The sequence below is a fragment of the Bacillus sp. SA1-12 genome, from assembly GCF_000981385.1.
Taxonomy (GTDB): domain Bacteria; phylum Bacillota; class Bacilli; order Bacillales; family Bacillaceae; genus Metabacillus.
In genome coordinates this window covers 209,012-231,824 of sequence record NZ_LATZ01000131.1, presented here as the reverse complement: position 1 = coordinate 231,824, position 22,813 = coordinate 209,012, and the positions used below count along the sequence as shown (strand labels likewise).

General features: G+C 37.5%; 19 protein-coding genes. 14 read left to right on the top strand and 5 right to left on the bottom strand.

Annotated elements, in window-relative coordinates; translation table 11 throughout:
* Positions 1 to 160 precede the first annotated feature (160 nt).
* Both WQ54_RS28450 and WQ54_RS28445 read left to right on the top strand, forming a co-directional pair.
* Entirely contained in the window at positions 161 to 1,627 is a 1,467-nt protein-coding gene (locus WQ54_RS28450) for a glycoside hydrolase family 68 protein (protein ID WP_046589726.1), read from the top strand.
* A gap of 141 nt (positions 1,628 to 1,768) precedes the next feature.
* Positions 1,769 to 3,340 (top strand): glycoside hydrolase family 32 protein, encoded by a 1,572-nt coding sequence (locus WQ54_RS28445; protein WP_046589790.1) that lies wholly within the window; start codon positions 1,769 to 1,771, stop codon positions 3,338 to 3,340.
* A gap of 484 nt (positions 3,341 to 3,824) precedes the next feature.
* On the opposite strand, the gene WQ54_RS28440 is transcribed toward WQ54_RS28445, so the two are convergent.
* Positions 3,825 to 4,349: a YpiB family protein gene (locus tag WQ54_RS28440; protein WP_046589723.1), complete on the bottom strand. Its 525-nt coding sequence runs from the start codon at positions 4,347 to 4,349 to the stop codon at positions 3,825 to 3,827.
* A 196-nt stretch (positions 4,350 to 4,545) separates the two neighbouring features.
* Between WQ54_RS28440 and WQ54_RS28435 the strand changes: the two genes are divergently transcribed.
* The 11 genes from WQ54_RS28435 (at position 4,546) to WQ54_RS28385 (ending at position 19,373) form a co-directional block, all read left to right on the top strand.
* Positions 4,546 to 5,154 carry a methyltransferase domain-containing protein gene (locus WQ54_RS28435; RefSeq protein ID WP_046589721.1) on the top strand — a complete coding sequence of 203 codons (609 nt, stop codon included), beginning with the start codon at positions 4,546 to 4,548 and terminating at the stop codon, positions 5,152 to 5,154.
* A 289-nt stretch (positions 5,155 to 5,443) separates the two neighbouring features.
* The gene (locus WQ54_RS28430) at positions 5,444 to 6,883 is read left to right on the top strand and encodes a protoporphyrinogen oxidase (protein ID WP_084822369.1); all 1,440 of its coding nucleotides are present in this window, start codon (positions 5,444 to 5,446) and stop codon (positions 6,881 to 6,883) included.
* Positions 6,884 to 7,336: 453 nt separating this feature from the next.
* Positions 7,337 to 9,985 (top strand): aminotransferase class III-fold pyridoxal phosphate-dependent enzyme, encoded by a 2,649-nt coding sequence (locus WQ54_RS28425; protein WP_046589719.1) that lies wholly within the window; start codon positions 7,337 to 7,339, stop codon positions 9,983 to 9,985.
* Between the two features lie 22 nt (positions 9,986 to 10,007).
* On the top strand, positions 10,008 to 11,174 hold the full coding sequence (locus tag WQ54_RS28420; protein WP_046589717.1) for a DUF3419 family protein: 1,167 nt from the start codon (positions 10,008 to 10,010) through the stop codon (positions 11,172 to 11,174).
* Positions 11,171 to 12,334, top strand: coding sequence for a Glu/Leu/Phe/Val dehydrogenase (locus WQ54_RS28415; RefSeq protein ID WP_046589714.1), 1,164 nt, complete (start codon positions 11,171 to 11,173; stop codon positions 12,332 to 12,334). Before WQ54_RS28420 ends, WQ54_RS28415 begins: the two co-directional genes overlap by 4 nt.
* Position 12,335: 1 nt before the next feature.
* Positions 12,336 to 13,559, top strand: a complete 1,224-nt coding sequence (locus WQ54_RS28410) for an MFS transporter (RefSeq protein WP_046589712.1) — start codon at positions 12,336 to 12,338, stop codon at positions 13,557 to 13,559.
* Between the two features lie 239 nt (positions 13,560 to 13,798).
* Complete coding sequence (locus WQ54_RS28405; protein WP_046589710.1) at positions 13,799 to 14,401, top strand: TetR/AcrR family transcriptional regulator; 603 nt, start codon at positions 13,799 to 13,801, stop codon at positions 14,399 to 14,401.
* A 37-nt stretch (positions 14,402 to 14,438) separates the two neighbouring features.
* Entirely contained in the window at positions 14,439 to 14,813 is a 375-nt protein-coding gene (locus tag WQ54_RS28400) for a DUF5367 domain-containing protein (protein WP_046589708.1), read from the top strand.
* Between the two features lie 178 nt (positions 14,814 to 14,991).
* Positions 14,992 to 16,119, top strand: coding sequence for an acyl-CoA dehydrogenase family protein (locus WQ54_RS28395; protein ID WP_046589705.1), 1,128 nt, complete (start codon positions 14,992 to 14,994; stop codon positions 16,117 to 16,119).
* Positions 16,120 to 16,510: 391 nt separating this feature from the next.
* Positions 16,511 to 17,701 carry a methionine gamma-lyase gene (gene megL, locus WQ54_RS28390; protein ID WP_046589700.1) on the top strand — a complete coding sequence of 397 codons (1,191 nt, stop codon included), beginning with the start codon at positions 16,511 to 16,513 and terminating at the stop codon, positions 17,699 to 17,701.
* 253 nt (positions 17,702 to 17,954) lie between these two features.
* A complete protein-coding gene (locus tag WQ54_RS28385) occupies positions 17,955 to 19,373 on the top strand; it encodes a sodium:alanine symporter family protein (protein ID WP_046589698.1) in 1,419 nt (472 codons plus the stop codon).
* Positions 19,374 to 19,464: 91 nt separating this feature from the next.
* Here the strand turns inward: WQ54_RS28385 and WQ54_RS28380 are convergent, their stop codons facing one another.
* The gene (locus WQ54_RS28380; RefSeq protein ID WP_046589697.1) at positions 19,465 to 19,767 is read right to left on the bottom strand and encodes a DUF5634 family protein; all 303 of its coding nucleotides are present in this window, start codon (positions 19,765 to 19,767) and stop codon (positions 19,465 to 19,467) included.
* 201 nt (positions 19,768 to 19,968) lie between these two features.
* A complete protein-coding gene (locus tag WQ54_RS28375) occupies positions 19,969 to 20,547 on the bottom strand; it encodes a YitT family protein (RefSeq protein ID WP_046589696.1) in 579 nt (192 codons plus the stop codon).
* A 197-nt stretch (positions 20,548 to 20,744) separates the two neighbouring features.
* Between WQ54_RS28375 and WQ54_RS28370 the strand changes: the two genes are divergently transcribed.
* The gene (locus tag WQ54_RS28370) at positions 20,745 to 21,707 is read left to right on the top strand and encodes a cation diffusion facilitator family transporter (protein WP_231597678.1); all 963 of its coding nucleotides are present in this window, start codon (positions 20,745 to 20,747) and stop codon (positions 21,705 to 21,707) included.
* Between the two features lie 38 nt (positions 21,708 to 21,745).
* Here the strand turns inward: WQ54_RS28370 and WQ54_RS28365 are convergent, their stop codons facing one another.
* Positions 21,746 to 22,117, bottom strand: coding sequence for a hypothetical protein (locus WQ54_RS28365; protein ID WP_046589694.1), 372 nt, complete (start codon positions 22,115 to 22,117; stop codon positions 21,746 to 21,748).
* Positions 22,092 to 22,649: an acyl-CoA thioesterase gene (locus WQ54_RS28360; protein ID WP_046589692.1), complete on the bottom strand. Its 558-nt coding sequence runs from the start codon at positions 22,647 to 22,649 to the stop codon at positions 22,092 to 22,094. Before WQ54_RS28360 ends, WQ54_RS28365 begins: the two co-directional genes overlap by 26 nt.
* Between the last annotated feature and the right edge of the window lie 164 nt (positions 22,650 to 22,813).

Below are 22,813 nucleotides of genomic sequence, written 5' to 3'. Positions count from 1 at the left end.
TATAAGACTAAAATCCAATCAATTTACGCCATATTCATAAATTTAGGACAAACCTATAATAATAGTTGTAAATGACACAAGGTGGGATTTAAACATTAAAAAAGACGTCATACTGCACTTATTTCTTTATCCCGCCAAAACACATTAGAGGAGGAAGAAGATGAAACTCAAGAGTCTTGTCAAACAAGCAACAGTTGTAACGCTTAGTACAGCTATTTTAGTAGGAGGCGGCGGACCATTAGCTTTTGCAAAGCAAAGTGACACGCTGGATCACAAAGAGGATTATGGAATCTCCCATATCACTCGTTCAGACATGTACAAAATGATTGAACAACAAGGAGATCCAAAATATACGGTGCCGAAATTCGATGCCTCAACCATTCAAAACATTCCTTCAGCAAAAAAATATAATGAATTTGGGCAATTGATCAATTTAGATGTGTGGGATACATGGCCATTGCAAAATGCTGATGGTACAGTAGCAGAATATAATGGATATCACATCGTATTTGGATTAGCTGGTGACCCGAAAAACAGTAGTGACACGTTCATTTATATGTTCTATAAAAAGGCAGGAGAAACATCGCTTGATAGCTGGAAAAATGCCGGACGAGTGTTTAAAGACAGTGATAAATATGCTCCAAATGATCCATACCTAAAAGATCAAACAGAAGAATGGTCAGGTTCAGCAACCTTAACATCTGATGGGGAAGTTCGTTTATTTTATACAAATCGCGGAGGCTTTGATGCTGAACAAGAGAAATACGGTAAACAAACATTAACAACAGCCCAAGTAAATGTTTCTAACGTAGATGCCAATACACTTAAAGTCGATGGTGTTGAAGACTTTAAATCAATTTTTGAAGGTGGAGACGGCAAAGTCTATCAAAATGTGAAACAAGCATTTAGTGATGGTAATTTCAATAATAATCATACGTTAAGAGATCCTCATTACATTGAAGAAAATGGCCGTAAATACCTTGTTTTTGAAGCAAATACCGGAACAGACTATGGCTATGAAGGTGAAAAATCCCTTTACAATCAAGCTTATTATGGCGGAAGCACACCATTCTTCCAATCTGAAAAGGCAAAGCTATTACAAAGTCCTAAAAAGGAATTAGCTACTTTAGCAAATGGTGCAATGGGTATTATTGAAATAAATGATGATTACACAGTCAAGAATGTGATGAAACCGTTGATTGCATCAAATACGGTAACAGATGAAATCGAGCGTCCTAATATCTTTAAGAAGGATGGAAAATGGTACTTATTCACAAGTTCAAGAGGATCAAAAATGACGATTGATGGAATTGATGATCGCGATATTTACTTGTTAGGTTATGTTTCAGATTCGTTAACTGGACCATACAAGCCGTTAAATGATACAGGAATTGTCTTACATCATGATCTTGATCCTTATGATATTACTTGGTCGTACGCACACTTTGCGATTCCGCAAAAGAATAGTGATAATGTTGTAGTAACAAGTTATATGACAAACAGAGGTTACTTCGAAGATCATAAATCTACATTTGCACCAAGCTTCTTACTTAACATTGAAGGATCAAAAACATCTGTTGTAAAAGATGGGATCCTTGAGCAAGGGCAAATAACAATAAATAAATAATTTACTACTTGATATCTCAAAAAGGGATCTTTGATCCTTTGAGCATGCAAAAGAAAAAATGTCGGTTATTTAATTGACATTTTTTCTTTTATATTAGAAAGAATTTGAAAAGCGTGGTGAGTTACCTTGGATAAAAAAAGAATGAAAAGGAAGGGATACTATCTGTGTTATGTCATCATTGGCTTCTTAATCATTCTTACGGGGTTAATGACATATCCAGCTCTTCACTTAAGAGAAGCACCTGTTAAACATCCTATAAATAATCCTAAAGAGCAAGTTGAACCATCATATCGAGCCAATTACCATTTCACGACACCTGATAAGTGGAAAAATGATCCTCAAAGGCCCATTTATTTAAATGGAAAGTATCATTACTATTATCTCTATAATCGTGATTACCCAAATGGCAATGGTACAGAATGGCGTCATGCAACTTCAGAGGATTTGGTGCATTGGAAGGATGAAGGGATCGCTATTCCGAAATATACAAATGAAAATGGGGATCCATGGTCAGGGTCAGTTGTACTTGATAAAGAAAATACGGCAGGCTTTGGAAAAAACACACTTATCGCCATTGTCACGCAGCCTTCCAAGGATGGCCGTAAACAGGAGCAATTTTTATGGTATAGTAAGGATTTTGGAAAAACGTTCACTTCCTTTCGCGATGAACCGATTATGGAAAATCCAGGTTCGAAGGATTTTAGAGATCCGAAAATCATTTGGGATGATAGGCACCAAAAATGGATTATGGTTATGGCGGAAGGGAATAAAATAGGGTTTTATGAGTCTCATAACTTAAAAGAGTGGCATTATCTGAGTGGATTCATGACAAAAGATATTGGGCTTGTAGAGTGCCCAGACCTTTTTTTAATGCGAGCGAACAACGGGACATTAAAATGGGTGCTGGGTGTCAGTGCGAATGGAAAATCGCAAGGAAAACCAAACACGTATGCCTATTGGACAGGAATGTTTGATGGGAAGGCTTTTTTTCCTGACAACAATAAACCGAAATGGGTAGATTATGGATTTGATTGGTATGGCGGTGTTACGTTTGAGGATGGAACGGCTAAGGATCCATACAACCAGCGCTATGCCTTGGCATGGATGAATAATTGGGATTATGCCCATAATACGCCAACCTTAAAAGAAGGATTTAACGGCATGGATTCGGTTGTTCGGCAAATTGAATTGATGCATGCTGGAGAGAATGAATATTATTTACGCTCCCAACCAATGAAAGAATTAAATAACTTAATCACATCGATATTTTCTTATGATCAAATAGAAGTTGATGGGGAGGAAACCCTTGATGTTACAGGTGAGGTCTATCAATTAGAAACAGATATCACTTGGAAAGATCTCAAAAATGTTGGTATAAGACTTAGAGAATCAAATGATCGCCAGCGGCATGTTGACGTCGGTATTTTTGCAGAAGAACAAAACTCTTATGTGAATCGAGCGTTTACAAGCCATCCTGATAAAAGGAATCAATTAGTTAAAAGCACAGCGCCATTTGATAGCAGCAAGAGGCAAGCCCACTTAACCATTTTAGTTGATAAAACCAGTATCGAGGTTTTTGTTAACGACGGAAAAGTCGCTCATTCAAATTTAATATTCCCTAAAAAAGAAGATAAAGGAATTACCCTTTATACGGAAGGCGGCCGAGCGATGTTTAAAAATATAAAAATCAAGCAACTCGGTTCGATTCATTGAAATAGATTTGGTGCATGAAATAGGAAAATCATGCACTTATTTTTTCTTAAACTATTGTGTTAAGAGCAGAAAGGAAACAAGGAGTTTATTTCACTGCTTAAGACCCTATGGTTAATTCCTTCCCAATCTCATATCAATCCCTCAGACTTACTTCAGCCCCAGTTACATAAGGTAAGCCTTTTTTATGTTAAATCTTTTTTATCACATAGTCATAGATGGATTCAATTTGCTTTTTATGACTTGAAGAATGCCCAGTGCAATGGACTGCCATTCTGTTATCATCTTTCCATAGTTGGCAATTTAAATAATATGTTTTTCTTTTTCCCTAAATATAACATCTGACATGGCTTCATAATCAGACCATGATCTGAGGACCGATTGAATCAAGAAATTGCTTTTGCAGAAGTATACGTGCATTTATAGAAATAGCATAGAAGAGGCTGTCTCGATAAGGACAAATCCACTTTGAGACAGCCTTTGCAATTTACGTATTTTGAAGCTCTTTTAAGCGATTGGCCAATTCTTTAAAAAGCTCTTCATTTCGATCATCAAGCGCCTTATTAATCTGACTTTTCAGCAAGGAAATTTCAACGAGGAAATTAGCTGCCTTTGCATCTTTCTCAGATTGTTCATATTGTTTGATGGATTGTAATCTAGATGGTTCAATTAATTGTGTATACTTGTAATTAGATTGTTTTCCAAAGAAATGAAGGATAAGATAGATTTTATCTGCAGGATGATTCATCAAAGAACCAATCGCCCTTGAAACATCTTCGGTTTTCAAGTTGTTGTGATAATAAAGAAAGCCGGGTTCATCTGAGTGAATGCTTGAAATAATAATGGTTCTCTCTTTTGGATGAATGGCATCTGTAAAGGAAAGATTTCCAATGATGTGGTGATTTTTTACTATATATTCAAGCAGCCTTCGAGATTCTGGATTTTTTAGTTGATGATGAGTTAAAAACCATTTGAGAAAATCACTTTTTTTTACGGAGGATACCCAATTCATTAAATCCCACCTTATCTCAGCTATCAATCTTACTACCTATCATACCATGTTCGCGGAGCTGTTGTAAGGAATGAACATTACTGGCTTTTTTCATTTTGGCCATATTCCGACTCCCTGTTGATTTTGCCACTTATCTTGATTAGGGCGTCAGAAGAGGTAATAAAAGGGAAAAAAACAACCATAGGGAGCACGTTGAATGAAGGAACTGTTTTTTGATAAGTTACTTGGCATTAAAACAAGAGGAGATCAAATGGGCTTTAACCAATCCCATCATTATCACCGATATGAGCCGACACCATATGCTGCTTTACAATATTTATTTGATCACTATGAATTGAAGAGCAGTGATCGTATAATTGATTTCGGATGCGGGAAGGGAAGATTAAACTTTTTTATCCATTATCTGTTTAATGCTACGGTTGTAGGAATAGAGATGAACGAGATCTTCTATCAAGAGGCACTAAAAAATCTATATCAGTATGTAAAAAAAACAAAAAAGAGTAATGGCAATATTCATTTTTACTGTTGTCTTGCCGAAGAATATCAAATACTCCCTCTTGATAATCGATTTTACTTTTTTAATCCCTTTTCAGTTCAAATTTTCATAAGGGTTATAAATAATATTTTGCTTTCTGCCGAGCAGTCAGAACGGGATATAGAACTAATTTTATATTATGTAGCAGCTGATTATATTCATTATTTAGAAAATCATCCCGCTTTTGAATTAAAACAGGAGATCAAGCTGCCCGGACAATATGAACATAATCCAAACGAGAGATTTTTAATCTACCGATTGATAAGGTAGTTTCGTGAGGCAGTTTTCTTAAATTTTTGTATTTACCAAGTAATGCGGAGTGGTTGATTGAAGAGAGAAAAGCTCTCCTTCCGCGAGTCGGGAGGGACTCTTTAGCGTAAACGCCTGTAGGGTTTCACCTGACCCGCAGCTCTCGATTAATGCAACCAGCTCCAATTGCCCTCTCTAAGAAAAGAGGTTTGTAAATAAAAAGTTAAATAAACGTTTGTTTAATACCACCCAGAAAGTATTGTAAACTAAAAATAAGTAATATAGACCTTAAATAGAGGTGTGAAAAAAAGTGAAAACCGTTCTCGTTATTGGCGGCGGCATTACTGGTCTATCTGCCATATATGAATTGAATAAGTGGAAAAAAAGCACGCAATCGGATGTAAGGCTTGTTCTTGCAGAGGGATCTTCAGAACTTGGGGGAAAGATCCGCACAATAAAAAAACATGGATTTGTTATGGAAACAGGTGCAGATTCCATTGTTTCGCGCAAGGCGAATACGATGTCCTTTATTGAAGATTTAGGGCTGCAAACAGAGGTTGTTTATAATGCAACAGGGCGCTCATTTATTTACTCTGACGACCAGTTAAAGCCGATTCCGCCAGATTCAGTGTTCGGAATTCCGGCAAGTATTGAGTCATTAGCGAAGTCAACACTTGTTTCGGCTGAAGGAAAAGCAGAGGCATTAAAAGATTTTTATACAAGGAATAAAAGATTTACGAAAAATGATTCCATTGGGGAATTTCTTGAATTTTTTCTTGGGAAAGAACTAGTTGAGAAGCAAATTGCACCTGTGCTTTCTGGTGTGTATTCTGGCGATTTAATGGATTTAACGATTGCGTCAACATTACCATATGTGTTTGATTATAAGGAAACGTATGGCAGCATCATAAAAGGCTTTGAAGTAAATAAGGAAAAGTTTCAAAGCAATGGAGAGAGAAAGTTCCTTTCCTTTAGAAATGGCTTAGGGACGCTGATTGATGCATATGAAAAAACATTGGATGATGTTGAAGTTTTAAAAAATCTAGAAGCAACAGCGATAGAAAAAACAGAAGATCGATATCGTATCTCCTTTATAAATCATGATTCAATAGAGGCTGATTATGTAGTGCTTAGTGTTCCACATACAGCTGCAGAAAAATTAATTAATGACAGGGATCTCAAAAATGATTTTGCTGAACTGAAAAACAGTTCGCTAATCAGTGTGTATGTCGGTTTTGACGTCCCAGACCACCTCCTTCCAGAAGAGGGAACCGGGTTTATTTCTGCAAGCAATCATGACTTATCATGCAATGCCTGCACTTGGACAAGCAGAAAATGGGAGCATACGTCATCTAACGGAAACCTGTTAGTAAGGCTATTTTATAAAAGCAGTCATTCTCGTTTTCCGAGCTTAGAAAACATGAGCAAGGAAGAACTTCTTCAAGTGGCACGGACTGATATCCAACAAAGCCTTGGCATTTCAGCTGAGCCGGTTGCAAGCGAAGTAACCAACTGGTTGGAAAGTATGCCAAATTACCGGATGACACATCCCCATACTGTTGAAGCGATTGAGGGCAAGCTTTTCGAAAAATATCCAGGAATCTTTGTTGCAGGATGCTCCTATTATGGTGTTGGGATTCCGGATTGTATTGAAAACGGGCGAAGCACCGCGGAAAAGATTATCACGTTTTTTAAAAAATTTAAACTGGTGAGATGTAATAAGTACACGGCATCCAGCTCAAGTGCCTAGCCGCTCATGAATAGAAGGGTACAAACACCTTTTACTCATGGGCGGCTTATTTGTGTCTGTGCTGATTAAGGCGGATTCCACAAAGAAGAGAATCGATGTAACACTCTAACCAAAAAGTCGTGTCACGACATGAAATAACGTGAGACCAAAGCTTTTGTTCTCACTCAGGTAAAATTTCCTATATTCTGTTTTCCCTCCTTTCAAAAAGAAAGCCCTTTCTTTTTCAAAAAGAGGAAAGCCCGAAATCACTTGATATAGCTGGCTAGTTATCAAAAGTGGAATGGAAAGATTTAGGTAAAAATGTCGTAGGTCAATTCTCTCGGTAGGATAATTTTTGGAAAAAATAGGGCGATTCGCACAATACAATCCTCCATAATCTAAGTAGAATGGGTATGTAATTGGTAATGAAAGGAATAATTTACAAACATATTCTATTTAGAAAGGAGTGTTATTATGGAATATTTAAATCCCTCTGTAAGTAAAATTATGCACTTATTTCATATGAATAAAGTATTTATAAGAGGGGAAGGCTGCTACTTATATGATAAGGAGGGACTAAAATATACAGATTTTATTGCACAATATGGTGCTCTTCCGTTAGGCTATAATCATGAGGGTATTTGGCAGAACATAGTTAAATTTAGGGAAAATAATACACCAAGCTTTTGCCAGCCGTCTGCACCTGTCGTAACAGGAGAGTTAGCTATTCAACTAACTAACTTATTTCCTGGTGATTTAAATATTTGTACGTTTGGCCAAAGCGGAGCTGAAGCGATTGAAGCAGCGATCAAGCTGGCACGTGCAAAAACAAAGAAAGAAAAAATATTGTCCTGTCATAAAGGGTTTCATGGGAAAACATTAGGGGCCTTATCAGCAACCGGACAATCAACTTATCAAAAACCGTTTTTTATTCAGCAAGATGTGTTTTTAAAGATCAACTTTAATGATCTATCTGCTCTTCAGGAAGCTCTGGAGCAATACAGCGGAGAAATTGCTGCCTTTATTGTAGAGCCGGTACAGGGAGAAGGCGGGGTAAGAATCCCAAATGAACAATACCTTTCAAAAGCAATTGAATTATGCAGACAATATGATGTATTAGTCATTATCGATGAAATACAAACGGGCCTTGGGAGACTTGGAAACTGGGCGGTGACGATTGAACAAAATTTACTCCCTGATATGGTTGTCTTATCGAAAGCATTAGGGGGAGGTATGGTTCCAATATCGGTTTGCATTAGTCGCTCCGCAATATGGACAGATGATTTTGGCTTGAACCATAGCTCAACCTTTGCCAATAATAACTTTACTTCTAGTGTGAGTTTATCGTTTATTCATTATTTACAAAGAAATGACGGAATATTTAGTGAAATAAACGAAAAGGGTTCTTATTTCAAGTCCAGATTAGAAGAAATCAATGAGAAATGGCCTGGTGTTATCCGTGAAGTGCGTGGTAAAGGGTTAATGCTTGCGGTAGAATTCGAAGAAATTGATGCAAGTGATTCTTTTGAGGTTGCGAATATGACGGGTGCTGGAGGTATGGGCTTTTTAATCAGCGGCTATTTGTTAAATGTACATAAGTTTAGAGTCATGCCATTCCTAAATGATTCTCTTACGATTCGAATCCAACCGCCATTAATTATTGATCAAAAAGAAATTGACCGCTTTATTGAGGCGTTTAATGTGTTATGTGAAATTTTATACAAAAGAGATTTTTATTATCTATATCGCTATACGACAGGAAATTATCGAAGACCTGAGCTCATCAAAGATTACCGTCATTGTCATTCACCGATCATTTCATCTCTATTAGATGTGAATGAAAAGCCTAAGACTTCTTTTGCCTTCATATGTCACTATCCTTCACCACAAGATCTAGTCATAAATACACCATCGTTTGAAAGGTTTTCTCTTGATGAACTTAATAAAATTCTCGAATGGCAAGCTGATTATTCTGGCGCTGGAGTCTTATGTCATATGCCTTCAGTACGAACACCTGCCGGCGGATATGCAGAGGGGTGGCTGATCGGAATCACATATGGAGGAAAGCAAATTTTAGAAAGACCGCGCAGTCAAGTAGTAGACGCCATCAAGAAGGCAGTAAAAATAGCCAAGGAGCTCGGAGCAGATGTTGTCGGTTTAGGTGCATATACATCAATTGTTACCCGGGGCGGCTATGATCTTCGTGATCAGGATATTCCATTAACAACTGGAAATACCTTAACGATCATTACTGCGGTAGAAGCCTTAGTTGATGCTGCTATGAAAAAAGGGCATGACATCCATAAGGCACAAATCGGAATTTTAGGTGCGAATGGATCGATCGGGCAAAAATGCGCGATGATTTTAGCACAAAAAACGTCAAATATTACCCTTATCGGCAGAAACAGCAATCCCGCTAAAAACATCGAAAGACTTAGAAAGCTAGCGAATCTTATCTACGTTCATGCGTTATGCATAAATGAAGAGGAGGAAGGCATTCGTAAGGAAGTATTAGCAAAGCTTACCTTGATCCAAAAACACTATCCAATGTATCAATCGGCCACAATTGAAAGGCTTGTACACAAAATGTATAGACCTGATGAAATTGATTCACTAAATGTGATAGATGAAATTGAAGCGATGTACCGACTTTTACAGCTTCAGTCACCAATCCAATATAGTGTGGAAATTAACGATGTGATTCATAGTCTGGATATGATGATCACGGCAACAAGTTCAATGGAGGAAATTATCCCTGTTGATAAGATCAAATATGGAGCAATAATTTGTGATGTATCGCGTCCTGCCAATGTTGGTTCATTGGTGAAAGAGCTTAGGAAGGATGTGCTGGTCATCGAAGGCGGGCTTGTCCAATACCCTGAACCAATCTCGTTTGGACAGAATTTGGGCTATAGACCAGGCATTAATTTAGCCTGTTTGTCAGAAACGATGCTATTAGCTCTGGAGAATGACAAGAAGAGTTATGGGATAGGTGGGAGAATCACGATGGATGATATCTACTATATTCAAAAAATTGCTAAAAAGCATCAGTTCAAGCTGGCAGAAACAGAGGGCTTAGATGATCAACATTTAGAAAGCCCTGAAATGGTGATAGAGGTTTAATAAGAAAGGAGCTCTTAAAAGAATGACCATTCAGACAAATCAATCTCTTAAACCAGAACATGTAAGCTGGACTGAGGAAAAAATGGAGCACAGCATTTACCGCGATCAATGGCTGCTTTATACGACAAGTGATGAGGATTCGGAGTCGGAATTAAAAGCCTTGCAAATACAACCCGATGATACGGTTGTTTCAATCACTGGCAGCGGTTGCCGAAGTCTTGCATTACTAGTAAATGCCCCTAAAAAGTTATACTCGGTTGATGCAAATCCAAACCAAAATTTTCTTTTGGAACTAAAGATGGCAGCTATAAAAGAACTTAGTCATGATGAGTGTTTAGCATTTCTTGGAATTAAATCAAGTAAAGTGTTACGAAAAGAAACATATTTAGTATTAAAACATCACCTTTCACAGCCTGCCCAAGCTTTTTGGCAATCACATCTTTCAAAGATAGAAGAAGGATTGATCTACTTAGGCAAGCATGAGATGTTTTATAAAAAGTATTTAGGCTCACTTATTTTCCGAGTAAAACGACCACAGTTTAAACAGTTATTACAATGTAAAACGATAGAAGAACAGAGAAGGTTTTATGAGGAAAAATGGAATACCCCTTTTTGGAGATGGCTTGTTCGAACATGCAGTAAAAAGAAGTTTTTTGAAATGTTCTTAGGTGATCCTAGTTATTTTAACCAAGTGGAAGATGGTTTTTCGATAGGGGATTATATGCTCTCTCGGTTTGACCACTCTTTTAGGGAGCATTTAGTGAGAGAGAATCATTTTATGACCTTTTTATTTTGCAGTAAATACATGAATGATGAGGCACTCCCTGTATACCTGCAAAAAAAACATTATGAGACAATCAAAAAGAATATCGATTGTGTTGAGATTGTGACGGAAAGAATTGATCAATTTTTAGCACAAAGCCCTGACGAAGCACTTGATAAATTTTCACTTTCAGATATTTCAGGCTGGATTCCAAAGGAAGAATTTGAAACCATCCTAACTCAAGTGGAAAGAACGATGCGGACAAATGGAATTGTTTGTTTTCGAAATTTTCTTGCAAAGCGGAAGTTCCCTGAAGCCAAGTTCCCGCGTTTGACCTTGCAAAAAGAGATGATGGAAAGATTGGATAAAGAGGATTGTGCGTTTGCCTTTTCTTTTCAGGTAGCAAAAAAGGAGGTTACCCCATGAATGCACAGTATGAAATAGAACTATTTGATCCCAAGACATCAACGAGAGCGTTTATTGTCATTGACCGGCTAATAAGCGGGATGGCAGCAGGAGGCATCCGAATGGATCCAAATGTCACAATGGATGAAATACGAAATCTAGCCGAAATCATGACCTATAAGCACAGCATCATGGATATCCCGTTAGGCGGTGCGAAAATTGGAATTGTTGGTGATCCTAATTCCGAGAATAAGCAAGAGATAATTGCCGCCTTTGCGAAAATGGCAGAACCAATTTTACGAACCATGCTGTTAGTTGGTGAAGATATGGGAATAACGAGCTCTGATGTTAAGCATGTATATCAAAGTATCCAATTTGATCCGAGCAAGCTTGTCGTTGAAAGATGGAGTCAAATGGGAGTTGATGTCCGTCTGCCTGAAGGGAAAACCATTGATGATCTGCTAAGTGAAGAATTTATGGATTACCTGGCGGGCTTTGGGTTATTAGAAGCCATTCAGGAAGCAATCGATTATTTACATTTAGATCTTCAATCTGTAAAGGTCGCCGTACAAGGGTTTGGCACAGTAGGCAGCGGTATTATTCACTTGCTTGCAGAAAAGGGTGTGAAAATTTGTGCTATCAGTGACAAACATGGGACTGTTTTTGCTGGAAATGGAATACCTTTTCACGATCTTGAGAAGGCCAGAACCGATAATGGTCTAATTAACAGAGACCATTTAACGAATTATACATTTTTGGATGCTCATGATATTTTCACATTACCTGTGGATATAGTTATCCCTGCTGCAGTTTCACGAGTCATTACGAAGGAAAATGCCAATCATATAGCGGCAAATTTAATTATTGAAGGAGCCAATATGCCAACAACAGCTGAGGCTGACACGATATTAAAAAACAAGCATACCACCGTTTTACCGGATTTTGTCGTCAACTCTGGTTCTGCCACAGGCTTCGGCTTGTTAATTACAGCTCAAGCAGATGTTGAAAATGTCTTTTATGAATGTTCAAAACGCATTAGAGAAAAGGTCAAGCAACTATTAGTTGAAAGCAGCAAGCAAAGTAAAACTACAAGAGAAATCGCAATGGAAATCGCTGATGCTAATTTACAGCGGATGATTGAGGCAGAAAGCGAAAAAAATCCATTAAAAGTGAGAGTTTAAAATGATGAAGCTAAGTAAGGGCATTTCACCAAAAGTTTATCTTTGGATCATCGGTCTTAGTGTATTCTTTGTCATGCAGGATGGAACATTACTATATGTTTTATTACCTATCATCCAGACAGATCTGCAAATCAATATGTCGCAATCCATTTGGATTATGAATGGCTATATTTTGCCGTTTGCATTATTGATGCCTTTAGTAGGCATTCTTTCAAAACGAATTGCGAATGAACGAATGTTCTTTATTGGGGTCTTGCTGTTTGGATGCGGGGCCTTGTGCGGAGCGTTAAGCCCATCTTTTCTATCCTTGTTGCTCTCACGTATTATTCAAGGAATTGGCTCATCTATCATTGTTCCAATCAGCCTTGTGCTTATGTTAAATCAAAGCAATAAAGAGGGGTATACAAAAATAATCGGGATATGGGGAGCAATTGGTGCATTAGCTGCTTCAGTCGGTCCGATTCTTGGCGGAGTTATTGGGCAATTTGGAAACTGGAAAATCGTTTTTCTCATAAACGTGCTCGTTTTTTTCGTGATTTTCCTATTTACCGCTCAAATCCAGCAGCAAAAAGATACAGAGTTATTTGGAACTCTTCAGTTAAAGGACCTATTTAAAAGATCTATTTTACTTTATACCATGCTATTAAATTTTGGCGTAGGGTTTATTTTAAATAGTATTTTATATGTAGAACCATTTATCCTATCAACCTTTATTGATTCTACCTTTGGGATAGCGGTTGGGGTTGTTCCATTGTGCATCAGTATTATTTTAGCAGCCGTTATTATCAGAAGGATGGAAAAAAAGGTATCACTAGTTACCTTAGCGTTTGCTGGAGTTGCCTTCTTAGTATGCAGTCTGTTGGTTATTATCTTAACCTCCAACTTCGGATTGTTTTCTCTTGCAATGGTCAACTTGTTTGTTGGTTTGGGATTAGGGCTTATTATCATTAGCAGTACATCACAGGCAATGATTGAAATGGAAATAAAGCATCATAGCTTTATCTCCTCAATGATCAATATGTCTCGCCTGCTTGGTGCAGTAATAGGAAGCACTATTTCATCACAGATTTACCGTCATTATGCGCTAAGCGGTGTAAATAATGGAGCAAATTATTTCTATACATCTTTACTGCTTCCGGCAACCCTGCTCATGCTGGTCCTCATTGTCCAACTATATTGGCAGCGAAAAAATAAATCTTTTCACAATGTCCAAGAAAAAATGTAAAGTAACTTATAGAAAGGCTATGTTAAAGTTGATTGTTGATTTTGGCACCATTTTGGTATGGATTAATGCGGCGCCTGCTATAAAAAGTAAGGCAAAGGGAGACTCACAGGCGTGTCATGCACCAAGAGGATCCCAGACCTTTTGCGAAAAATGGAGCACCTCTCGCTCTAATCAACAGCAAGTTTAACGGCCTAAAAAAGTAAAAATGGCTCTGAGGAAGTAAGAAGGGGAGTAAAGATATGGCTAAACCAAATGTTGTTACCAAAGAAGAATTAATCGAGGCTGCCAAGCGTTGTATTGTTGAAAAGGGGATGCAAAGTCTTACATTAAAATCTGTTGCAGAAGCAGCCGGGATTTCTCAAGGCACAGTCTATTACCATTTTCGCAGCAAAGATCAATTGATGCTGGAAATTGTAAATGATGTATGTACAAATTCTTGGGGAGAGTTGGATCGGCTTGCTGATCAAAAGAAAAATCTTAATGAAAATTGGATTGAACTCGCCTTAAAGTCTGCTTACGAACGGACAACAAAGGATGCGTACTATCATAAATTATTTTTATCATTAGCCGTTGCAGGTTTTAATAATGAACAAATACGAGAACAATTAGGAAGCCTATTAAGTTATGAGAACCGGGCTTTGAAAGATCAAATTAACAGTTTAATTGAAGATTCAACTCTCCACGGCGTCTCCACAGATGTTTGGAGTGTCTTACTAAATGCATTATTTGATGGCTTGGCTTTACAAGCTTTAATGAATCAAGAGAATGATATGGAACGCATTTATCATGATTTGCAGCAATTGTTAAAAAATCTTTTAGATAACTCAAAGACAAACAACTAAATGGCAATTAGCAAAAAAAGTTAGAGGAGTGTTCAACATGTTTTTTCTATTTTGGGGATTTCTAGTTTGGCTTGGAGCGTCATTGATTTTTCGATTAGGAGGACAGTTCTTTTTCCTGTATGATCAGCCAATGCTGATGATTTTGTCATATATTCTGGTTGTACCGTTAATCGCTGTTTTAACGTTCCCTATTTATAAATGGAAAAAAGTTAATTCGAATCAAAAAATAAAAGCAGCACTCTTTATCGCTCTGCCAGGCATGTTAATCGATGCTATCGTTCTTATCTATTTCCAAAATCTATTTCCAAACCTTGAGCCTCATACGGATAAGTATTTTGCTTCATGGTTATTGTGGGCTTATTCTCTTATCATTCTATCCGGCTTTATCGGAAAACAAGATGAATCCATTTAAAGCGAGACTTCCATCAGAGGGGGGTTACTTCATCCCCCGATGATGGTAAGCGAGACTTATCGGATCTTTACGGACAGTAAAGCTAAACTAAATCTTCGCAGCTCAGGTCAATACTGACCGTTAAGATTGGGATAAAAGAAATATTTTAGAAGGTAAAATAACGAAGGAGAGTGCACGGATGTCATTATTATTAGCAAAGGAACGCGTCGTATTAGAGACCTATTTTCCAGGTCTGGATGAAAAATTATCAGTTTATGCCTTTATGGATCGAGAGTCCAAGGAGAATGAGTGCTTGAATTTACTTAAAGAAACTGGCGTACCTTCCCTTATGATCCCAAAGGAATTTGGCGGCAAGGGTGCTAGTGCACTGGATGCTATTTATATTCAAAGAGCGATTGGCTCACGGTCCCCTTCGTTAGCAATAGCCATGACGATGCATCAATTTTCAGTAGCCTCCTTAATCGGTGCGATGAGCGTACAGCCTGATCTTGAAAGACTGCTGAGAAGAGTGGCGGAAGAGAATCTTTTAGTGGCTTCGGCATTTGCTGAAGGGATTCAACAGTCGATTTTTTCTCCTTCTGTGGAAGCAAAAGCTGCTCCAGGTGGAATCCTTGTTAACGGAAGGAAAAAACCATGTACCTTATCTCACAGGATGGATTTATTGACGGCAAGTGTTAAGCTCCCAGGTGACCAGTTGGCAATCATCATTATTCCTAGTCATACACCTGGTATAAAGGTAAATGATTTTTGGAATCATTGGATACTTAAAGGAACGGATACTCATGAAGTGGTACTGGAAGATGTATTTGTTGCAGATGAAGATATTTTTCATGCCGGAACAGAGGAAAACGTAAGTCCGGTTATCCTCAACGGTTTAATTTGGTTTGAAATACTTGCAACAGCTTCCTATATTGGGGTTGTATCATCGATGATGGAACGGGTTATCAAATCGGGAAAACACATAAATATTGAGAAAGTTCATGAATTGACAGCCGATTTAGTTCAGTCCATGAATGCTCTTGAAGGAATCGCGTATAAATTTATAAATAATCAATTTGTAGATTTATTATTAAACGAGGTTTTACTTGTAAGAGAGAGTATTGAAAGGAAAATTGAACAAATATCAACCCAATCTGCAAAATTATTAGGCGGAATGAACTTCTTAACCTCGTTGGATACATCCTATCTCCTGTTAGTATCTCAGTTACTTACATTTCATCCACCGTCAAAACAGGAACGTTTAGAACTTTTTAAACAGTACATATATGGAGATGAAAGTCAGCTATTAGAGAAAGTGACCATTTAAATCATGATTTAAAGCATCTACATTGTAGGTGCTTTTTTATATTAGCTCTTTTCTAAGAGAATGTTGTTATTAAATAGGTTCTTTGAAAAAACTGTTTCATGTTAATTGGGTTACCAGACTCTGCTGGAGGAATAAGACTCATTCAGGTGTTTACATAGAGGGGACTCGCCGCTTCGCGGAAAGCAAGCTTTTGAAGCGGAAATTGCCCCGCTTGGTAAGTAGCAACAAAGTTTCCGAAAATATGTTTCTTTAAAAGTTCAAAAGGTTTTCCAAATAAAATGATGAGTGGAATATGTGACGAAATCAATCTGGAATAAATATGATATAGCAAAAGCGCCTATTTATAGACAGAAACACTTCAGATTTATCCTATCGGAAGAGGGGAATTTCAATGAAGAAAGAAAGTAAGGCTCATTTTGAAACAATCGCCATTCATGCAGGTTATTCTCCAAAAAATTATCATGACAGTCTAACCCCGCCTATCTATCAAACATCCACATTTACATTCTCAACAATGGAACAAGGAGCAAGCAGGTTTGCCGGTATAGAAGATGGGTATATTTATTCTAGGCTTTCAAATCCAACTGTTGAAGTTTTAGAGGAACGTATGGCCGTTCTTGAAGAAGGGGAGGCTGCACTTGCATTTGGATCAGGCATGGCAGCAGTTTCAGCAGCCTTAATTGGATTAACAAAGAAAAATGACCATATATTATGTTCAAAGGGTGTGTACGGCTGTACGTATGGTTTATTACAATTGCTAAAGGAAAAATATCAAATCGATTACTCTTTTTCCGAATTATCTACAGTAGATGAGATCATCTCAAATATTCAAGAAAATACTGCATGTATCTTTCTTGAAACTCCGATTAATCCAACCATGAAATTAATTGACTTAGCATTGGTCGCAAAGATTGCGAAAGAAAAAGGGGTTAAGGTCGTTGTAGATAATACATTTTTAACACCATACTTACAAAAGCCATTAACATTAGGCTGTGATCTTGTCGTCCATAGCGGAACCAAATACATTGGCGGGCATGGTGATGTTATAGCAGGCATCATTGTCGGAGGTCAAGAGACCATCCAATATTTAAAACGAACCATACAGAAGGATATTGGCGGAATCATTTCCCCCTTTGATGCGTGGCTTTTGCTTCGGGGAATCAAAACGCTTGCGGTTAGGATGGATCGCCATTGCGAAAATGCAGAAAAACTTCATTCCTGTTTGAAAGGGCATTCGAAAATTAAGGCAGTCTATTACCCAGGTGACAAAGACCATCCCGACTATAAAATAATGAACAGACAGATGAAAAAAGGCGGTGGTGTCCTTTCCTTTGAACTTGAAGGAACCTATGAAGATGCCCTAAAAGCAGTTAACGCGCTCAAGCTTATTCCCATTGCGGTAAGCCTTGGTGATGCAGAAACATTAATTCAACACCCTGCTTCCATGACACATGCAGTCGTTCCAGAAGAAGCTAGACAGAAAATGGGCATTTCAAATCAATTGCTGCGCTTATCAGTTGGTCTCGAGGCATGGGAGGATATTTGGGAAGACTTAAAGCAAGCGTTGGATACTCTATTATAAGAAAAGCAGAACTTTCTAAAAAAGGGTCAGCGACCAAATCAATTGGGAAACTGACCCATTAATTTGTAATAAAATAAATAGCTTCACTATACTCTGTGAAAACAGTTTATTTAGTATTTAATTTCGTAAAAATCTGAAAATTAAAACGTTTTCAAAGAAAGTGTTTAATATGCTAATATAGTAAAAGTGTATCCCTTACAGGAAATGAACATGATATGAATGCTTAAAGAAAATACAGATAGGGGTGGTATAGATGAAGATAATTGAAACTTTTATTAATGGAGCAAATACTTTACTTTGGTCTTACATTCTAATTATTTTGTTAATAGGTGCTGGTCTTTATTTTACGATTCGCACAAAGTTTGTACAGTTCCGTTTAATTGGAGAAATGTTTAGATTATTAGGCGAAGGGGCTAAGGCTGATAAAAAAGGAGTATCCTCTTTCCAAGCTTTTTGTATAAGCACAGCTTCACGTGTAGGGACTGGAAACCTAGCTGGGGTTGCAATTGCTATTACATTAGGCGGTCCAGGGGCAGTGTTTTGGATGTGGCTCATTGCATTAATTGGTTCTGCATCTGCGTTTATAGAGAGTACACTGGCTCAAATTTATAAGGTGAAAGATGGCAACACTTTCCGAGGCGGTCCAGCCTACTATATGGAAAGAGCATTAAATGCACGCTGGATGGGTGTTACATTTGCAGTTATTATCTCTTTAACATTTGGTCTGGCATTTAATTCAGTACAAGCAAACACGATTACAAGTGCCCTTAATGAATCGTTTGGTATTAATAAGGTATTAATTGCGATTGTCTTGACAGTAATTACAGCAGTGATCATTTTTGGCGGCCTTAAAAGGGTAGCAACGGTATCAGAAATCATTGTTCCTGTTATGGCAGGAGCATATATCTTGATGGCTCTTTATGTCATGGTAGTGAATTTTTCTGAACTTCCAAGTGTTATCAGTTTAATTTTTACTAGTGCTTTCGGTGCTAATGAGGTAGCTGGCGGGGCGCTGGGAGCTGCGATGATGAATGGGATAAAACGCGGTTTGTTCTCGAATGAGGCTGGAATGGGTAGTGCGCCAAATGCAGCAGCAACAGCTGATGTCAGCCATCCTGTCAAACAAGGGCTCATTCAATCTCTTGGCGTTTTCGTTGATACACTTTTAATCTGCAGTTCAACAGCATTTATTATTTTATTGTCTGGTCTTTATACGTCAACAGAATCCGACGGTATTGTTCTGACACAAAATGCACTTGAAACCTCAATGGGATCATGGGCAAGCATATTCTTAGCCCTAATTGTCTTCTTATTTTGCTTTAGTTCAGTTGTTGGAAACTATTACTATGGTGAAACAAACATTGAGTTTATTAACTCAAATAAAATATGGCTAAACATTTACCGTATCGCGGTTGTTGCGATGGTTGCATTTGGTTCTCTCGCTTCATTAAGCTTTGTATGGAGTCTTGCGGATTTACTAATGGCACTAATGGCGATTATCAACTTGATTGCGATTGTGCTGCTTGGGAACATTGCGATCGCAGCTCTCAATGACTATATGAAGCAAAAAGCGAATGGGAAAAACCCAGTCTTCCATGTGTCAAATATTAAAGGACTGAAAAATGTTGAGGCATGGGGTAGTTCTTCTAAACAAGGGGAGAACGGGAAATAAGGCTTGCCCAAATGATAGATTGAAATTAATGATGATGAAAAAACCTTAGCTGTTTCAAATGGAATGGCTAAGGTTTTTTTGAACTTGTTGATTATATTTCGCGAAGAGCATCCTCTAATTGTTTATAGCCTTTTAGATCTTTATTCATAGGTTCATCAGTTTCTAATGTCCATTCTCGTTTTTCAGGTGCTAACCCGCCAGCTTGATTTTTAATAAAAGGCGAATGAATATGATAGGTTTTACCATCTTTTCGGACTGTATAGCCTAAGTAGTAATGTTGATCCTGTCCTTCTTCTTCAAAAATACCTATATCTTCTATTCCATATTTCGTAATAAATGGTTGGAAGGAATTTTGTAACTCATTAATGATTTGTTCTCTCGGTAAAAAATCCATCTTTAGTATCTCCTTTCAAATGCTCCTTCTTTTAATATGTGTTCATTTTTAATTGTTAATCATTTTTTAGCAGGTAGTTTGTGAAGACTCCTGCAGGATTGTCTCCTTTGTCCAGTTGTTTTTGAAAAAGTGTCGCTCCTTACCCTTAAATCTACATAGGCAGGTCTCACTTTATAAACTTGAACGATGATGAAACCTACACTATGAATGAATCACATTTCTTGTAAATAAACTAGTTGTTATGCCAACAAATAAAATGGTGATGATGGAGAGGAGCAGCGTGTCTGTTGAAAATAAAAGGCCTCCCGATAAAATCACAATTGCATCAATCATAAAAATGATAATACCTACATTTATTCCAGTTTTATCGGAAATAAATTGTGCAACAAGATCCGTACCGCCTGTACTTGTTTTCATCTTCAACATTAAGCCGATACCTAGGCCAATCAAAATTCCTCCAATAATAGAGCTAAGTACAGCTTCTAAATGAAAAAGTCCTTTTAACGGGTTTAAAACGTCGATAAAAAAGGAAGATATAATCATACCATGTAGGCTGTTGTAAAAATAATCACGATAGTAAAACCAAGCAATTAAAAAGATTGGAATACTAAAAATCATCATCATGAGGCCTGCTTGCAGTCCCCATAAATAATTTACAATTAAGCCAATCCCAATAATTCCGCCATCTAACACTTTGTGGGGGGCTAAAAAGTTGTTAATACCTAAGGATAATAAAAGGCTGCCAATGATGATCATAAACCCTTTTCTTATAAAGTACATGGATTGACCCTCCAAATATGGACATGTTCTATCATATGAATGTACTCGTTCTAAAATGAAGTGAGCAAACTTATTATTTTGTTTTTTGCTGCTTTTAATGAACATCATTTTTCTTTACACAAAAAAGGTAGATAAAAATGCTAATTATGGAGGCGGTAAGGTTGAGTGAGGTAAAACATAATAGATTTCTAACCTTGATGAAAAAGGGGAATAAATCCTCTGCAGTTGCTATGATTGGCAATAGCGTAATTGCAGCTTCAAAAGCCATTGCCTATATTATGAGCGGTAGTGGTGCTATGTTTGCATCCGCCATGCATTCACTGGCTGATGCAGTTAATCAGGGATTTGTTTTTATAGGGAGTGTTCTTTCTGAAAAAAAACCGACACGGCAATTTCCGACCGGTTTTGGCCGGGTAATTAATATCTTTTGTATGATTGCGGTTATTGTGGTCACAATTATGGCCTACGAAACAATAAAAGAAGGCCTGCACTTGATGCAGCACCCTGCTGACCATACAGGCGGATTTTGGTTGAGTATTATTGTTCTTATTATTAACTTAGTAGTTGATGGAGCCATTCTTTTGAAGGCAATGAAGGAAATTTTAAGAGAAGCAAGAGTCGAGAAAAAAACAGGAGCTGGAATTGTTGTTAGTGCATTTAAAAATGTTCGTCGGGCAGCACCGCCAACCCGTTTAGTTTTTTATGAAGATATTGTCGCTGTAACAGGGGCATTATTAGCCTTGATTGCAATCATCGTAACAGCCTTTACTCAATTTAATCTTTTGGATGGCGTCGCAACATTGCTGATTGGCTTTTTAATGATCGGTGTAGCATTTAGAGTAGGGTTTGATAATATGATGGGTTTAATTGGTGTAGCTGCACCTAAGGATATTGAGGAAAAAGTGTTAAAAACCATTTTAAGTGATGAAGATGTTACAGATATTAAAAAGCTTAGAATCCTTCAGGAAGGCCGTTATTATCATGTTGAAGGGCTGATTGAGTTAAGAAAAGGTCTGTCACTTGCCGTTGCAGATGATATAAAATTCAGGGTTCAGGATCGGATCATATCCGATCAGGATATTACCGATGTTACCCTAAGTATTATCGAAGATGACGGAATCGTGGATTTGTCCCCTGAGCGGTTAAATGGGCTTATATAAAATAATAGAGGCAGTCTAATTGACTGCCTCAACTTTTTTTATTTAATAGAAGAAGGGCCAACTAATGTTTCAGGGGAATGGCCAAGAATTAATAAGGAGATTTTTGCATATCCAATCTTTTTATAATGTGAAAGGAAATCAGCTATTCGGTCATAATTTTCATCATCCCTTAGGTTTTGAACTTCCTTCTTATACAAACGTAATACAGAGCCATAAACAAAGTTGGGAGTATAATGCTCAGCTTCTTCGTCCATTAAAAGACAGCCCATATATTGATAGTTGAATTGCAATGCACGTGTTAGATTGACAACATGCATTAGCTTTTTAAAGAGTGTGGGAAAGTCTTTCTTGAATGTCTGCAGAGCTTCATTGGTCGATGTTAATTCAGCTTGATTCGTTACTAGCATCATCCTTCTCTCCTCCTAACTTGTCCCATGGTTTTCTAACGGTAATATATTCAGCTAATTCCTTGCTTTTTTGTCTTCTTAGTCGTCGCATTTCCGCTCTATCTTTACCAGTATTGTAAAGAAACTTTTCTTCTTCCGTTTCTGGAATGATTCCCGGCACTTCAACAGGCTGTTTGTTTTCATTTAACGCTACAAATGTTAAGAATGCTGTTACTGCCATTCTGCGTTCGCCTGTCATCATATCTTCGGCAATAACTTTACAAAAAATTTCCATAGACGTCTTGCTGGTGTAAGTGACAAATGATTCAATACAAACGGAGTCAGTTTGGTGAATAGGGCATAAGAAATCGATTGAATCAGTTGATGCTGTAACACATTCTTTGACTCTTGAATGTCTTCGAGCTGATAAGGTAGCGACATTATCAAGCTTTTTCATCAAAACTCCGCCAAAAAGGGTATTATAATTATTTAAATCGCATGATAATACTTGGTCAGTACTAACAATACGGCTTTCCTTCGTTTTTTTTGCTTCCATTTTTATAACTTCCTTTCATCAAGACTGACATTAAGATGTACGGCTTTTTCTGCTGCCGTAAAGGCTAAAAATGGCTGGTACCAACAAAAGATCATTTCTATAGAAAGGTTTGTTAACCTGTTACAAGTGTACGCCTGCGCTAAAGGTAAGTAAAATGGTTAATT